General features: G+C 66.6%; 17 protein-coding genes. 11 read left to right on the forward strand and 6 right to left on the reverse strand.

Annotated elements, in window-relative coordinates; genetic code table 11:
* Positions 1 to 25: 25 nt before the first annotated feature.
* Both OMP44_RS05575 and OMP44_RS05580 read right to left on the reverse strand, forming a co-directional pair.
* Complete coding sequence (locus OMP44_RS05575; protein WP_007159125.1) at positions 26 to 223, reverse strand: SEC-C metal-binding domain-containing protein; 198 nt, start codon at positions 221 to 223, stop codon at positions 26 to 28.
* Position 224: 1 nt separating this feature from the next.
* A complete protein-coding gene (locus OMP44_RS05580) occupies positions 225 to 707 on the reverse strand; it encodes an LEA/WHy family protein (RefSeq protein WP_187978865.1) in 483 nt (160 codons plus the stop codon).
* Positions 708 to 876: 169 nt separating this feature from the next.
* Between OMP44_RS05580 and OMP44_RS05585 the strand changes: the two genes are divergently transcribed.
* Positions 877 to 1,437 carry a hypothetical protein gene (locus OMP44_RS05585; RefSeq protein ID WP_187978866.1) on the forward strand — a complete coding sequence of 187 codons (561 nt, stop codon included), beginning with the start codon at positions 877 to 879 and terminating at the stop codon, positions 1,435 to 1,437.
* 12 nt (positions 1,438 to 1,449) lie between these two features.
* Here the strand turns inward: OMP44_RS05585 and OMP44_RS05590 are convergent, their stop codons facing one another.
* Entirely contained in the window at positions 1,450 to 1,923 is a 474-nt protein-coding gene (locus OMP44_RS05590) for a YchJ family protein (RefSeq protein ID WP_187978867.1), read from the reverse strand.
* A 1-nt stretch (position 1,924) separates the two neighbouring features.
* Positions 1,925 to 2,422 carry a DUF6231 family protein gene (locus tag OMP44_RS05595; protein ID WP_187978868.1) on the reverse strand — a complete coding sequence of 166 codons (498 nt, stop codon included), beginning with the start codon at positions 2,420 to 2,422 and terminating at the stop codon, positions 1,925 to 1,927.
* 135 nt (positions 2,423 to 2,557) lie between these two features.
* Here OMP44_RS05595 and OMP44_RS05600 point away from each other — a divergent pair, with 135 nt between their 5' ends.
* The 4 genes from OMP44_RS05600 (at position 2,558) to OMP44_RS05615 (ending at position 7,188) form a co-directional block, all read left to right on the forward strand.
* Positions 2,558 to 3,217, forward strand: a complete 660-nt coding sequence (locus tag OMP44_RS05600) for a PA1041 family peptidoglycan-binding anchor lipoprotein (protein ID WP_280306921.1) — start codon at positions 2,558 to 2,560, stop codon at positions 3,215 to 3,217.
* A gap of 90 nt (positions 3,218 to 3,307) precedes the next feature.
* On the forward strand, positions 3,308 to 3,568 hold the full coding sequence (locus OMP44_RS05605) for a DUF1145 domain-containing protein (protein WP_133859564.1): 261 nt from the start codon (positions 3,308 to 3,310) through the stop codon (positions 3,566 to 3,568).
* A 135-nt stretch (positions 3,569 to 3,703) separates the two neighbouring features.
* Positions 3,704 to 5,848 (forward strand): ATP-dependent DNA helicase DinG, encoded by a 2,145-nt coding sequence (gene dinG, locus OMP44_RS05610; protein ID WP_187978870.1) that lies wholly within the window; start codon positions 3,704 to 3,706, stop codon positions 5,846 to 5,848.
* Between the two features lie 194 nt (positions 5,849 to 6,042).
* Positions 6,043 to 7,188, forward strand: a complete 1,146-nt coding sequence (locus tag OMP44_RS05615; protein WP_280306924.1) for a serine hydrolase domain-containing protein — start codon at positions 6,043 to 6,045, stop codon at positions 7,186 to 7,188.
* A 9-nt stretch (positions 7,189 to 7,197) separates the two neighbouring features.
* Here the strand turns inward: OMP44_RS05615 and OMP44_RS05620 are convergent, their stop codons facing one another.
* Complete coding sequence (locus OMP44_RS05620; protein ID WP_133859562.1) at positions 7,198 to 7,791, reverse strand: NYN domain-containing protein; 594 nt, start codon at positions 7,789 to 7,791, stop codon at positions 7,198 to 7,200.
* 224 nt (positions 7,792 to 8,015) lie between these two features.
* Positions 8,016 to 8,435 (reverse strand): hypothetical protein, encoded by a 420-nt coding sequence (locus OMP44_RS05625; RefSeq protein ID WP_187978871.1) that lies wholly within the window; start codon positions 8,433 to 8,435, stop codon positions 8,016 to 8,018.
* Between the two features lie 279 nt (positions 8,436 to 8,714).
* Here OMP44_RS05625 and OMP44_RS05630 point away from each other — a divergent pair, with 279 nt between their 5' ends.
* From OMP44_RS05630 to astA, 6 genes are all read left to right on the forward strand, one after another.
* Positions 8,715 to 9,560 (forward strand): OmpA family protein, encoded by an 846-nt coding sequence (locus OMP44_RS05630; RefSeq protein ID WP_280306926.1) that lies wholly within the window; start codon positions 8,715 to 8,717, stop codon positions 9,558 to 9,560.
* 80 nt (positions 9,561 to 9,640) lie between these two features.
* Entirely contained in the window at positions 9,641 to 10,288 is a 648-nt protein-coding gene (gene pdxH, locus OMP44_RS05635; protein WP_187978873.1) for a pyridoxamine 5'-phosphate oxidase, read from the forward strand.
* Between the two features lie 133 nt (positions 10,289 to 10,421).
* Positions 10,422 to 10,886, forward strand: a complete 465-nt coding sequence (locus tag OMP44_RS05640; protein WP_133859558.1) for an outer membrane lipoprotein — start codon at positions 10,422 to 10,424, stop codon at positions 10,884 to 10,886.
* 186 nt (positions 10,887 to 11,072) lie between these two features.
* Positions 11,073 to 12,293 carry an aspartate aminotransferase family protein gene (locus OMP44_RS05645; protein WP_187978874.1) on the forward strand — a complete coding sequence of 407 codons (1,221 nt, stop codon included), beginning with the start codon at positions 11,073 to 11,075 and terminating at the stop codon, positions 12,291 to 12,293.
* Positions 12,294 to 12,355: 62 nt separating this feature from the next.
* On the forward strand, positions 12,356 to 13,375 hold the full coding sequence (aruF, locus tag OMP44_RS05650) for an arginine/ornithine succinyltransferase subunit alpha (RefSeq protein WP_280306929.1): 1,020 nt from the start codon (positions 12,356 to 12,358) through the stop codon (positions 13,373 to 13,375).
* 26 nt (positions 13,376 to 13,401) lie between these two features.
* Positions 13,402 to 14,409, forward strand: coding sequence for an arginine N-succinyltransferase (gene astA, locus OMP44_RS05655; RefSeq protein WP_187978876.1), 1,008 nt, complete (start codon positions 13,402 to 13,404; stop codon positions 14,407 to 14,409).
* Positions 14,410 to 14,411 lie beyond the last annotated feature (2 nt).

Here is a 14,411-nt window from a genome sequence, read left to right on the forward strand (position 1 = left end):
GCCTCACCCGTCGCTCAAGGCGCGATCAGGCGCCGTGGCACTTCTTGAATTTCTTCTCGCTGCCGCACGGGCAGGGATCGTTGCGACCCACTTCCTTCAGCGGATTGCGCACCGGCTCCTGGGCCGGGCCATGGTTGCAGTGCGGGCCGTGCACATGGTGCGCATGGCCATGATCGTGGTCATGGTCGTGATTACAATCGGGACCGTGGACGTGTTGGTTCATCTCATAACTCCGGGATGTAGGCGCCAGGCACGAACTGCCCCTGGCGAGAAAAATGGACGCTGCGCCCGAACAGCCAGCCGGTCTTCACCCGACCGCGCAGCCGATAGTTGATCGGCTGGTTGGGGTCTTCCAGCATGCGACCGACGTCCTTCACATAGCGCCATAGATTGGTCTGCACCGGCACTGAGAAGCTGCGCTGACCGTTGGCCGGCACCGACGAATGCAGGTTGGCGGTGCCCTGGGACAGCAGCAGATCGTTCAGGTAGACGGTATAGGCCAGGCTGCGCACGGGCAGGGTGCTGTCGTTGGGATTCTGGACGCGGAAGTGCAGCACGAAGTCCTGGCTCCACAGCCGTGCGCGGATCAGCTCCACGCCGGTCAGTTCGACCTGGGGCTCCTCATAGTTGCGCCCGATGTAGGTACAACCGCCAAGGCTGCTCAGCAGGACGCCGAGCAGGGTGATGAACAAGGCCTGGCGAAGCATGCGGCACTCCCGTTTTCTGCGCAGTTTAACAAGCACCGATTGCTGCACAAGTCGGGGCCGCTTCGGCACAGGCTAACAAAAAAACGCCTGGGCCAGGCGACCGTGCGGACTGGACCCCTCCGGCGCGACGTTGCATCCTGCAGCTCTTGCCGTGACCGAGGAGGTCGTCATGTCCGCCGTGCTCTATGAAATCGCCTTCCAGGGCGAGCTGGTCGCTGGCGCCGATGCGCAGCAGACCCGACAGAATCTGATGCGGCTGTTTCAGGCGGATGAACAGCGCATCGCCGTGCTCTTCTCCGGTCGCCGCATGATCATCAAGAATCGTCTCGACGCCGCCACCGCCGAGCGCTATCGCGCCACCCTGGCCCAGGCCGGGGCGCGGGTCGAGGTGGCGCCCATGGCCGAGACGGGCGAGCCGGCTGCGGCACCCGTCGAGACCCAAGAGCCAGCCGCCACCGCACCTACCGCCGCGTCTGCCGCCGAGCGCGGGTCGCTGTCGGTCGCGCCACGGGATGCTGTGATGGCGGCCTTCGTCGATGTCCAGGCACCGGATTTCGGCCTGGCTCCGGTGGGCGCCGATCTCCAGGACGAGGCCGCACCGGTAGCACCGTCGCGGGTCGATCTGTCGCACCTGAGTCTGGCGCCTGTGGGCAGCGACCTGGGCCCGGCCTCCGAGCCACTGCCCGTGGCGGTCCCGGATACCGATCACCTGACGCTGGTCAGGGAATAGGCGCGGTCAGCGCTACAGGAAGCCGGCGCAGCACTTCTTGAACTTGGCGCCGCTGCCGCACAGGCAGGCGTCGTTGCGGCCTGGCAGGGGTCTGGCGGTCGGATCGAGAAAGTACCAGCGCCCCTCGCGCTGGACGAAGCCCGAGCGCTCTTCATGACGATGGGCGCCGCGCCCATCCTCCCAGCGCGCCACGAAGCTGACGCGCGCATGGTCAGGATCGCCGGGCTCGGGGCGATGCTCCAGCACCTGCAGACCCTGCCAGCGACTGCCCAGACTCCAGGCCGTCAGCGCTTCCCTGTCCAGCAGTGCCTGCTGCGCGGGGGCCGTGGTGGCCACCAGGTAGTCGATCAGTCCCAGCGCATAGGCGCTGTAGCGCGAACGCATCAGGCGCTCGGCATCGGGCGCTGGAGTGCCGGCATGAAAGGCGCCGCAACAGTCGCCAAGCGACAGGTCCGAGCCACAGGGGCAGGGGGCCATGGAATGCATCTCACCACCAGTACTTGCCGAAATTCTGCGGGTTGGCCCAGAACCGGGCATTGAGCCAGTCCGGGACCTGCTTGTAGTCGTGCAGATCATAGCTAAACAGGGTGACCACCTGGCCGTCCCGGGCGAAGCGCTCGCTGGCCTGCAGGGCCAGGGCGTAGAAATCCGTCAGCTGCCATTCGCTGGCGGCCAGGTCCACCAGCACGGCCAGCCGCGAGGTGTTGAGGTTGCGCAGGCCGCCGAGCAATTCGCGGCCCGTTCGCAGCGGCAGATGTTCCAGGCAATCGGCGAGGATCACCAGATCGTAGCGTTCGGCCAGTAGGCTCGGCTCGTCCAGGGGGACCGCGGCCTGCACCAGCTGGCAGTGGGGATGGGCCTCGGCATAGGCCTGCAGCGCCGGTAGCGGCTCACGCGCGACGCAGAGCAGACGTGCCGGGCGATGATGGTCGAGCAGGCTTGCCAGAGCCTGTTGCGGGGTACGGGACGAGAATATGTTTGCCATTAAGGGAACCCTAATCAAATCGCGATTGACTAAGCAACCAGCGTTGTCAAGATGTGTACGCCACCATTAGTCTGACAGCGCACTACAACGAAAGACGAGCCTAACTCGCGGTACCTGGTCTATAGGAGACCCTTCATGAGCAAGAGCATCGCAAGGACAGCTTTACCCCTCATCCTGGCAAGCACCGTGCTGGCCGGTTGCGCGGGCGGCGTACAGAAATCCGATTGGCCGGTGTGCGCTGCGGTCGGCGCCCTGGTCGGCGGTGCGGCCGGCGCTACCCAAAGCGGTAACGTCGCCGGCATGGCGGCCCTGGGCATAGGTACCACCGCTGGCGCCTATTGCTGGGTGCACGGCAAGGGCAACGAGCAGGTCGCCCGCATGGAGCCCGCTCCGGCCCCGGCTCCGGCGCCCGCACCGGCTCCCGCGCCGGCACCGCTGCCGAAGCAGGAAGTGATCACCGCGCGTGATCTGCACTTCGCCTTCGATTCCGCCGAAGTCAGTCCGCAGGATCGTGCTCAGCTCGACGGTATCGCCGGTCGTCTGCGTGGCGAAGCCGCCAGCACTCGTCTGTCGATCACCGGCCATACCGACAGCAAGGGTACCGACGCCTACAACCAGCGTCTGTCCGAGCGTCGCGCCAAGTCGGTCAGCAACTACCTGGTCCAGGCCGGTGTGCCGGCAGCCAGCATCGTCTCCGTGAAAGGCATGGGCGAGCGTCAGCCGATCGCCACCAACGAGACCGCTGAAGGCCGTGCCACCAACCGCCGCGTCGAAATCCAGATCGACCGCAAGTGATGCATCGGCGGCGGACCTAGGTCCGCCGCCTTTACTTTTTCCGGCTCCAGGCGTTATGGTCCGATCCATCTCGTCCTCCTGCTGGAATCCATGAAAACCCTGTCCCTCACCGGCAAAGTCCTCCTCCTGCTGTTCTGGCTCGCCGCAGCCGCCGCTGTCGCCCTGCCTCTCGCTCGCCCGTTCCCCCAATTGCTCGCCCTGGTCGCCCTGGCCCTGCTGCTGCTGCACCTGGGTGAAGTCTTCGCCAGCCGTCGTGCCCTGCGCCTGCGCCGCCATCCCTGGCTCGATCGTCTGAGCCTGCTGATCTTCGGCGCCTTTCATCGGCTGCCGCCCCAGCTGCCGGGCGCCTGAGCGGCCTGCGACCTCAACGTCGGGCGCATCCTGACGACAGGCGCGTTATCATAGCGCCCAAGATCCATTACTGTAGATGCATACAGCGCTCGTCCGCCGGACGGGGCGCTGCTTTGCCATCGCCCGGAACCAGGCATGCTCAGCACCGAACTCAAGACCCAGATCCAGGGCGCCTACACGCGTTTCCTCGAAGCCAAGTCGCTCAAGCCACGCTATGGCCAGCGCCTGATGATCGCGGAGACCGCCAAGGGCCTGGGTGGCATCGCCCAGGACGAGGAGGGCCATCGCGAAGGCGAGCCCGCCGTGGTGGCGGTGGAGGCGGGTACCGGTACCGGCAAGACCGTGGCCTATGCCCTGGCCGCCATTCCCGTGGCCAAGGCGGCCGGCAAGCGGCTGGTGATCGCCACGGCGACGGTGGCGCTGCAGGAGCAGATCGTGCACAAGGACCTGCCGGACATCCTGCGCAACAGCGGACTGTCCTTCAGCTTCGCGCTGGCCAAGGGCCGGGGGCGTTACCTGTGCCTGTCCAAGCTGGACATGCTGCTGCAGGAGGGTCAGGCGCAGAACGCCACCGCCCAGCTGTTCGCCGAGGATGGCTTCAAGATCGATGTGGACGAGGCGTCCAACGAACTGTTCGGCAAGATGATCGAGCGCCTGGCCGGCAATCGCTGGGACGGTGATCGTGACAGCTGGCCGGAGGCCATCGAGGACGTCCAGTGGTCGCGCATCACCACCGACCATAGCCAGTGCACCAATCGTCACTGCCCGAATTTCCAGCAGTGCGCCTTCTACCGGGCGCGCGAAGGCATGACCAAGGTCGATGTCATCGTCACCAACCATGACCTGGTACTGGCCGACCTGGCCCTGGGTGGCGGCGCCATCCTGCCCGATCCCCGCGACACCCTTTATGTGTTCGACGAAGGCCACCACCTGCCGGACAAGGCCATCGGCCACTTTGCCCATTTCACCCGGCTGAGATCCACCGCCGAGTGGCTGGAGCAGATCGCCAAGAATCTCACCAAGCTGCTGGCCCAGCATCCGTTGCCGGGTGATCTCGGTCGCCTGGTCGAGCAGGTGCCGGAGCTGGCGCGGGAGATCCGCACCCAGCAGCAGTTCATGTTCACTGCCTGCGAAGCCCTGGCGGATTTTCGCGCGGGCGAGGATATGGAAGGCCGCGAGCGGCCGCGGCACAGATTCGTTGGCGGGGTGATCCCCGAAGACCTGCGCGAGATGGGCATCGAACTCAAGAAAGGCTTCGCCAAGCTTACCGACCTCTTCACCCGCCTGACCGAGATGCTCAAGCAGGCCATGGACGGCGAATCCAGCATTGGCCTCGCCAGCTACCAGGCCGAGGAGTGGTATCCGCTGTTCGGTAGTCTGCTGGCGCGCGCCCAGGGCAACTGGGAGTTGTGGACGGCCTTTACCTGCGAAGACCCGGAAGACAGCCCGCCCATGGCACGCTGGATGACCCTCGCCGAAACGGGTTCGCTGTACGACATCGAGGTCAATGCCAGCCCCATCCTCGCCGCCGAGATGCTGCGCCGTCACCTGTGGAATGTCGCCTTCGGCGCCCTGGTGACTTCGGCGACCCTGACCGCCCTGGGCACCTTCGACCGCTTTCGCATGAGATCCGGCCTGCCGCGCTCGGCGGCCACCGCCGTGGTGCCCAGTCCGTTCCGTCACGCCGAGGCCGGGGTGCTGCGGGTACCCGATCTCAAGGCCGATCCGCGCAACGCCGCCGAGCACACCGCGGCTATCGTCCGCGAATTGCCGGCGATGCTCGAAGGCGCGCGTGGCGCCCTGGTGCTGTTTTCCTCGCGGCGGCAGATGCAGGACGTCTTCGACGGCCTGGAACGGGACTGGCGCAAGCGGGTGCTCATCCAGGGCAACCTGTCCAAGCAGGAGACCCTGAACAAGCACAGGAAGCGTGTCGACGATGGCGAGGCCAGCGTGCTGTTCGGCCTGGCCAGCTTCGCCGAGGGGGTCGACCTGCCCGGCGCCTACTGCGAGCACGTGGTCATCGCCAAGATTCCCTTCGCCGTGCCCGACGATCCGGTGGAAGCCGCCCTGGCCGAGTGGATCGAGGCGCGCGGTGGCAATCCCTTCATGGAGATCGCCGTGCCCGACGCCTCCTTGCGGCTGATCCAGGCCTGCGGTCGGCTGCTGCGCACCGAGCAGGATAGCGGCACCATCTCGCTGCTGGATCGCCGTCTGGTGACCCAGCGCTACGGCAAGGCCATCCTCAATGCGCTGCCGCCGTTTCGGCGGGAGATTCAATAAGAGGTGGCCCTGGCTGCGACAAGCCGTAGGTTGGGCTGAGACGGCTCTATCGTCGAAGCCCAACAGATCCGGCCCCGAGGCAACAGCTGTTGGGCTTCGCTACGCTCAACCCAACCTACCGCGACCTTTGGCAGTGGCCGTATCAGCGGACCGTCTGACCCACGGCGCCAGCGCATCACCCGTAAGGAAAACCCATGACCGTCCACGGCTATCACGACCTGAGATTCGAATCCGTCCGCGAGGCCTTCGCCGAGTTGTTGGCCGCCGGCCAGACCCGCGGGGCGGCGCTGTGCGTCCAGGTCGGCAGTGAAACGGTGCTGGATCTCTGGGGCGGCCTGGCCGACAAGGACGGTCAGACGCCCTGGCACACCGATACCCTGCTCAATCTGTTCTCCTGCACCAAGGCCTTCACCGCGGTGGCGGCGCTGCAGCTGGTGGAGGAGGGCAAGCTGGCCCTCGATGCCCCGGTCGCCGAACGCTGGCCGGAATTCGCCACCGCCGGCAAGGCCGACGTTACGCTGCGACAGCTGCTCAGCCACAGATCCGGCGTCTCCGCCTTGCGCGAACGCCTGGCGGGTGACGCCCTGTACGACTGGGACACCATGACCGCCGCGGTCGCCGCCGAGGCACCCTGGTGGACGCCCGGCACCGCCCATGGCTATGCCCCCATCACCTTTGGCTGGCTGCTGGGCGAACTGATCCGTCGCGCCGACGGCCGTGGCCCGGGCGAGGCCATCGTGGCCCGGACCGCCGAGCGCCTGGGCCTGGATTTTCACATCGGCCTGCCGGCCAGCGAAGACGAGCGCGTCGCCCATATCGTGCGGGGCAAGGGCGTGCTGGGCGATGCCGCCGCGCAGCGCCTGCTCAAGACCACCCTGAGCGACCCCGTGGCGCTGCCGACCCTGGCCTTTGGCAATCCAGCCGGGGTGCTCACCAGCACCAACAAGGCCGAATGGCGGCGCTTCCAGCAGCCGGCGGCCAACGGCCACGGCCATGCGCGCAGTCTGGCGGGCTTCTATGCCGGTCTGCTGGCCGGCGATCTGCTGGAATGGGAGACACTGAGCGAGGCTCTGGTGGAGCACAGTCAGGGCGAGGACCGCACCCTGCTCACGCCGACCCGCTTCGGGCTGGGCTTCATGCTCGACCAGCCGGACCAGGCCAATGCCACCTATGGTCTCGGCCCTCAGGCCTTCGGCCATCCGGGGGCGGGTGGCTCGACCGGCTTCGCCGATCCGGAGCGCGAGGTGGCCTTCGGCTTCGTCACCAATACCCTGGGGCCCTACGTGCTGATGGACCCACGCGCCCAGGCCCTGGCGCGCGCGGTAGGGGAGTGCCTCTAGGGCGGTCGGCTAGCGGGCGATGGCCGCCTCGATGTCCTTGAATTCGATCACCCGGACATAGGGCGCGATCTCGCCGCTGATGGAGAAGTGCGCGCCGATCACCGTGACCTCGACCCCTTCGTTTTCCACCAGGTACTGCACCACCTCGTGGAAATCGCCGTCGCCCGCCACCAGGTAGAGCTTCTTCCAGCCGCGCTTGGCATGGGAGCGCATCAGATTGAAGGCCAGGCCGACATCCACGCCTTTCTGGCTCTTGGTGGTGTACTGCTCGCCGGTCACCGGATGCAGGATCGGCCCGCCACCCACGGAGGCAGGCCATTCGTGGGCCTTGCTCTGCAGCCAGTACAGCTTGACCCTCAGGCCGGCGCCCTTGGGTGGGGCCGAGCTCAAGAACTTGTTGAAGCCGGTCTGGGCGATGGTGGGTGGGTCGCTATCGCAGTTGAAGTAGTAGGCGTCGCCTATGGGTTCGCCCGCATCCTCTTCAATGAAAAGCCGTAGCTTGAGATAGTCGAATTTCGCGCCATAGACCGAACCATTCCAGGCGCTCAGGGCATAGGCACCGTCGACAAACCAGGCGACGCCCGTTCGAGTTGTAGTTGCCATCGTATTGCTGGGACCAGGTTTTTTACCGTTGATGGGCGCACACCCGCACGCGGGATACGCGGCGCCTATTGTGGGCTTAATTCCCGGTTTGCGCCTCAGGTAACGAGAAGGGATTGCAAACGCCGCGACCTAGAGCGTCCGCCCGGGCGCGAAAGTGGCCCTGGATACCGAAAGACGAGCGCTTGATCGCCCTTTGTCAGATCGCTGGCGCTGGAGGCCGGAGGTCAGGTCGTTGTGGCTTCGCGCCCGTCATTGGCGTGGGGGGCATCGATGATCAGGGCGCTCTGCAGCAGGCGAATGCGCGGCGCCAAATGGTAGGCGCCATCGTCATCATGCCGCAGGTAAAGACGTTCGCAGCCCAGGCACCGCCATACCGTGCTCTGGTTGTAGGGATAGAAGCAGGGCGCGATGGGGGCGTCAGCTGACCAGTAGTGAGTGCCCGCCGGGTGGTACTCCGCGATGATGGCGTCTTCGGGGGCGTGACGTGCCAGGGTGCCGATCTGCGCGAACTCCGTTTCCCGGTAGCCCACCGGCCAGGCCGTCCATCCCGCCAGGTCCCGCCGCAGACAGCGACAGTCGCGGGTAATGGCTGCGGCGCTGGCGGCCAGACGCTCCAGGGTCGCGACATCGATGAGTCCTTCCATGCTCTCGCCTCCGGGCGGGTAGCCATGCCTTCAACGTAACCTTCGCTCGCCGCCAACCCATCAGCAGCGCCCTGGCAGCGATTCGCCTGGATCTTCCTTCGCTCGCTGCCAGGGGCACTGCCACTGGTCGGCACAGACGCAAATTTCGTGACTCGACCGCTTTGCCCGGCGTAGGTTTGCGGCCACAATCTCGAAACTACTTTAAGTTCACTCATGCCGCCGGCTCTGGCCGGGGCATTGATTCACTCTGTCCTCCGGCTCGCCGATGGGAAACTTTGCATGAAGCTGATCAAATCCACCACCCTCATTCTCTGCATGGGCGTATCCGCCTGCAGCTCCTTCCAGGGCACTGGCGACCAGGCCGCCGCGCCTGCCACGCCGGGCAATGCCCAGGCCAGCACCGCCGCCAGCGGCAGCCACTGGTGGTGGCCGTTCGGTGGTGGCGACCAGGCGGCCGCGCCGGCCAAGCCGGTAGCCAAGGCGGCCGAGCCCAAGGCCGAAGCCAAGGTCACGGCGAAGGCGCCCGCCGCCAAGGCCGAACAGGCCGCCGCGGCAGGCGAGAAGGGCAGTCGCTGGTGGTGGCCCTTCGGCAGCGAAGACGTGAAGCCCCTGGCCAAGGCGGAAGTGCTCAAGCCGGTACCGGTCAAGGTCAGCAAGGCCTGGCTGGATGAACACGAGCAGAAGCTGCGCGTCGCCGTGGCCGGCAGCAATGTCAAGGTCGAGCGTCGCGACAACGCCCTGGTACTGATCACGCCGGTGGACAGCTCCTTCAACCCGGATCGCGCCGAGATGCTGCTGCCGGTGATGCTCGGCCCGCTGTCCCGCTCGGCCAAGTCGGTGAGCGTCGATGAAGACAGCGCCGTCATCGTGCTGGGCTTCAGCGACAGCACCGGCGCCGCCGCGCTCAACGACAAGATCAGCCTGCAACGCGCCCAGGCCGTGGCGGCGATCTTCCGTCTCAGCGGCTACAGCGGCAATCGCCTGATCGTGCGCGGTCTGGCCGCCGCCCATCCGCGTGCCGACAACACCACCGCCGCCGGTCGTGCCGTCAACCGCCGCGTCGAGGTGCTGATCCAGCCGCGCGCGACCGTGCTGGCCAGCCTGCAGTCGCTGGCGGCGCGCTAGCGACAAAGCTTGTCCTGAAGCAGGCGAGCCGGGCGGGACTTGGTTAAGCTAGGTCGATACCGACCTAGCAGGAGACTTCCATGTCACCGTCCCTCGCCGATATGCGTCGCGACTACACCCGCGACGGCCTGACCGAAGCCCAGGCGCCCGCCGATCCCTATGCCCTGTTCGGGCAGTGGTTCGAAGAGGCGGTGCGTACCGAGCAGCCTCCGGTCGAAGCCAATGCCTGCTGGCTGGCCACCGTCGATGACCAAGGCCAGCCCCATTGCCGCGTGCTGCTGCTCAAGGGCGTCGATGCCCAGGGCTTCGTCTTCTATACCAATTACGACAGCGCCAAGGGGCAGCAGATGGCCGTGCAGCCGCGGGCGGCCATGACCTTCTTCTGGCCGGCACTGGAGCGCCAGGTGCGCATCGAGGGCCGGGTGGAACAGGTGTCCGCCGAGGAATCCGATGCCTACTACCGGGTCCGTCCACTGGGCAGTCGCCTGGGTGCCTGGGCCTCGCCGCAGAGCCAGGCCATTGCCGATCGTCACGAGCTGGAGCAGCGTCTGGCCGAGGTGCAGCGGCGCTTCGCCGACGGTGATCCCAGCCGGCCGCCGTTCTGGGGTGGCTATCGCCTCAAGCCCCAGCGCATCGAGTTCTGGCAGGGGCGTTCCAGCCGCCTCCACGATCGGCTGGATTACCAGCGCGTAGAGGGTGGCTGGCAGCGCCAGCGCCTGGCACCTTAAGGCGTTCGCAAGGTGCCGAGGTTACATTCGCCGGAAACCTCCCCGGACGCCCTGGGTCAAGGATAATAGCGATCTGCGCCCGTACCGCTGCCCGGTACGGCCAGTGTCTTTCAACTGCCCCTGGAGTTGCCCCATGAACAGAGTCCTTCAACTCGCCGCTTCCCTGACCGCCGTCGCCCTGCTGGCCGGCTGCGCCTCCGATCAGTCCGGCGACGTCTATTCGCGCGATGAGGCCCGGCAGGTGCAGACGGTCCGTACCGGTACCATCACCGCCCTGCGTCCGGTGACCATCGAGGGCACCAAGTCGCCCGTTGGCGCCGGGGCCGGTGCCGTGGTCGGTGGCATTGGCGGTAGCGCCATTGGCGGCGGGCGTGGCAGCTTCGTCACCGCCATCATCGGTGCAGTAGCCGGCGGCCTGCTGGGTGCGGCCACCGAAGAGGGCTTCACCAAGGCCAGCGGTGTCGAGATCACCGTGAAGGAAGACGACGGCGGCTCCCGCGCCTATGTGCAGGCGGTCAACAAGGGCGAGATGTTCCGCGTCGGCGAGCGGGTGCGCATCATGACCGTCAACGGCACCAGCCGCGTCGCGCCCAACTGATCTTCCGGACGTACCCGAAGGTACGTCCTCGCCCTTCCAGAGCGGGTGTCCGAATCGCTAGACTGCGAGTCGGACGCCCGTTTGCGTTTTCGCCCGTAAATAGTTGTCGCCTGGGCGCAATGCCGCGCCTGGAGGTCGTCCTACAATCCCCCTCAGTCACCGCCGTGATCGGCAGGAGAAATCCCGATGTCCGCTTCTCAACCCAATGTGCAACGCGCCGCCTTCGATGAGGTGATGGTCCCGACCTACGCCCCCGCCGCGTTCATTCCGGTGCGAGGAGAGGGTTCCCGCGTCTGGGATCAGGCCGATCGCGAATACGTCGACTTCGCTGGCGGCATTGCCGTCAGTGCCCTGGGCCATGGCCATCCCGCGCTGATCAAGGCCCTGACCGAGCAGGCCGGCAAGCTCTGGCACGTGTCCAACATCTACACCAACGAGCCTGCCCTGCGCCTGGCGCGCAAGCTGGTGGACCATACCTTCGCCGACCGGGTGTTCTTCGCCAACTCCGGTGCCGAAGCCAACGAGGCGGCCTGCAAGCTGGCCCGTCGCTATGGTCATGACGTCAGTGGCGGCAGTCGCTACGAGATCGTCGCCGCCACCAACAGCTTCCACGGTCGGACCCTGTTCACCGTCAGCGTTGGGGGGCAGCCCAAGTATTCCGATGGCTTCGGTCCCAAGATCGAAGGCATCCGCCACGTGCCCTACAACGACCTGGCCGCCCTCGAAGCCGTGGTTTCGGACAAGACCTGCGCGGTCATCCTCGAACCCATCCAGGGCGAGGGCGGCGTGCTGCCGGCCGACCAGGCCTACCTGGAAGGCGCGCGTCGCCTGTGCGACACCCATGGCGCCCTGCTGATCTTCGACGAGGTGCAGAGCGGGGTCGGTCGCAGCGGTCATCTCTACGCCTACCAGCACTATGGCGTGGTGCCGGACATCCTCACCACCGCCAAGAGCATCGGCGGCGGTTTCCCGCTGGCAGCCATGCTGACCACCGAGCAGGTCGCCCAGCACTTCAGCGCCGGCGTGCACGGCAGCACCTATGGCGGCAATCCGCTGGGCTGCGCCGTGGGCGCCGCGCTGCTGGACATCGTCGCCACCCCGGAAACCCTGGCCGGCGTCGCCGCGCGCCATCAGCGCTTTGTCGCCGGTCTGGAGCAGCTCAACGCCCGTTACCACCTGTTCCAGCAGATCCGCGGCCTGGGCCTGCTGATCGGCGCGGTGCTCAACGACAGCTGGAAGGGGCGCGCCAAGGACATCGTCACCGCCGCCAACGAGGAAGGCCTGATGATCCTGCAGGCCGGCCCGGACGTGCTGCGCATGGCGCCGAGCCTGATCATCGCCGAGACCGATATCGACGAAGGCCTGGCCCGCCTGGATCGCGCCCTGGCGCGTCTTACCCAAGGCTAATCTCCGGACGCGGGACGCGTACCGCTGGCATCCAAGGATGGATCCGTACACAAGGAGTTCTCATGCTGGTAATGCGCCCTGCGCGCGCGGCGGATCTGCCCCTGGTCCAGCGGCTCGCCGCGGATAGCCCGGTTGGCGTCACCTCGCTGCCCGACAACCCCGAACGGTTGCGCGACAAGATCCGCATCTCGGAGTCGTCGCTGGCGGCCGAGGTGGGCTTCCATGGCGAGGAGAGCTATTTCTTCGTGCTCGAAGACACCCGCAGCGGCGAGCTGCTGGGCTGTTCGGCCATCGTCGCCTCGGCCGGTTTCTCCGAGCCCTTCTACAGCTTTCGCAACGAGACCTTCATCCACGCCTCGCGCGAGCTGAAGATCCACAACAAGGTCCATGTGCTGTCGCTCTGTCACGACCTGACCGGCAACAGCGTGCTGAGCAGCTTCTACGTCCAGCGCCCGCTGCTCGACACCCCTCACGCCGAACTCAATTCCCGCGCCCGTCTGCTGTTCATGGCCGCCCACCCGGCGCGTTTCGCCGATACGGTGGTGGTGGAGATCGTCGGGCTGGCGGACGATGACGGCGAATCGCCGTTCTGGAACGGGGTAGGGCGCAACTTCTTCGACATGGACTACGCCGCCGCCGAGCGCCTGTCCGGGCAGAAGAGTCGCACCTTTCTCGCCGAACTGATGCCGACCTATCCGCTCTATGTGCCCCTGCTGCCCGACAGCGCCCAGGAAGCCATGGGGCAGGTGCATCCCCGGGCTCAGATCACCTTCGACATCCTCAGCCGGGAAGGCTTCGAAACCGACAACTACATCGACATCTTCGATGGCGGTCCGACCCTGCACGCCCGCACCACGGCCATCCGCTCCATCGCCGAGAGCCGCCTGGCGCCGGTGAGCGAAGGTAGTCCGGCCGGCGACGAGGCACCCTGGTTCCTGGTCGCCAACGATGGCCTGGAAAATTTTCGGGCGCTGGCCACGCCGCTGCGCTGGACGCCTGGCGAAGCCGTCGTCCTTTCCCCCGAGCAGATCGCCACCCTGGAGATCGCCGAAGGCGACCGGGTTCGTCTGGTAGCGCTGTAGCCGACCCTAGCGTCTTTGGAGGTCCGATGATCGTCCGTCCCGTCACCCGTGCCGATGTGCCCGCGCTGCTGCAACTGGCGCAGGCGGCCGGCGCCGGTCTCACCACCCTGCCAGCCAGCGAGGAACGCCTGGCGCAGCGGGTGGAAAATGCCGAGCGCAGCTTTCTGCGCCAGGTCGAATCCGCCGACGCGGACTATCTGTTCGTCCTGGAAGAGGACGGCGAGGTCATCGGCATCGCGGGGATCGCCGCGGCCCTGGGGCTGCGTGAGCCCTGGTACAACTACCGGGTCGGCCTGACGGTGAGCGCCTCGCGCGAACTGGACATCCACCGGCAGATCCCCACGCTGTTTCTGGCCAATGACATGACCGGCAGCTCCGAACTCTGCTCGCTGTTCCTGCGCGCCGATCGGCGCGGTGGCGCGGCCGGGCGCCTGCTGTCCAAGTCACGCTTCCTGTTCATCGCCGAATTCCGCGAGCTGTTCGCCGAGCGCATCATCGCCGAATTGCGCGGCATGTCCGATGACCAGGGCCAGTCACCCTTCTGGGAAGCCCTGGGCCGGCATTTCTTCAAGATGGAATTTTCCCAGGCGGACTACCTCACCGGCATCGGCAATCGCGGTTTCATCGCCGAGCTGATGCCGCGCTTTCCGCTGTACACCTGCTTCCTGTCGCCGGAAGCGCGCCAGGTGATCGGTCGGGTGCACCCGGATACCGAGGCCGCGCGCCGCCTGCTGGAGGCCGAGGGCTTCAACTACCAGGGCTATGTCGACATCTTCGACGCGGGTCCGACCGTCGAGGCCGAGACCGCCAAGGTGCGCGCGATCCGCGACAGCCAGCGCCTGGTCCTCGCGGTCGGCACGCCGGGCGACGATGCCGAGGTCTATCTGATCCACAACCGCAAATGCCAGGACTGTCGCATCACCAGCGCCCGCGCGCGCCTGGCTTCCGGCACCCTGGTGGTCGATCTGGCCACTGCCCGCGAACTGCGGCTGATGGCCGGCGCTCAGGTGCGCGCCGTGCGGCTGATGCCCTGAGG

Source organism: Pseudomonas flavocrustae (assembly GCF_029872515.1).
Classification (GTDB): Bacteria; Pseudomonadota; Gammaproteobacteria; order Pseudomonadales; family Pseudomonadaceae; genus Chryseomonas; species Chryseomonas aestiva.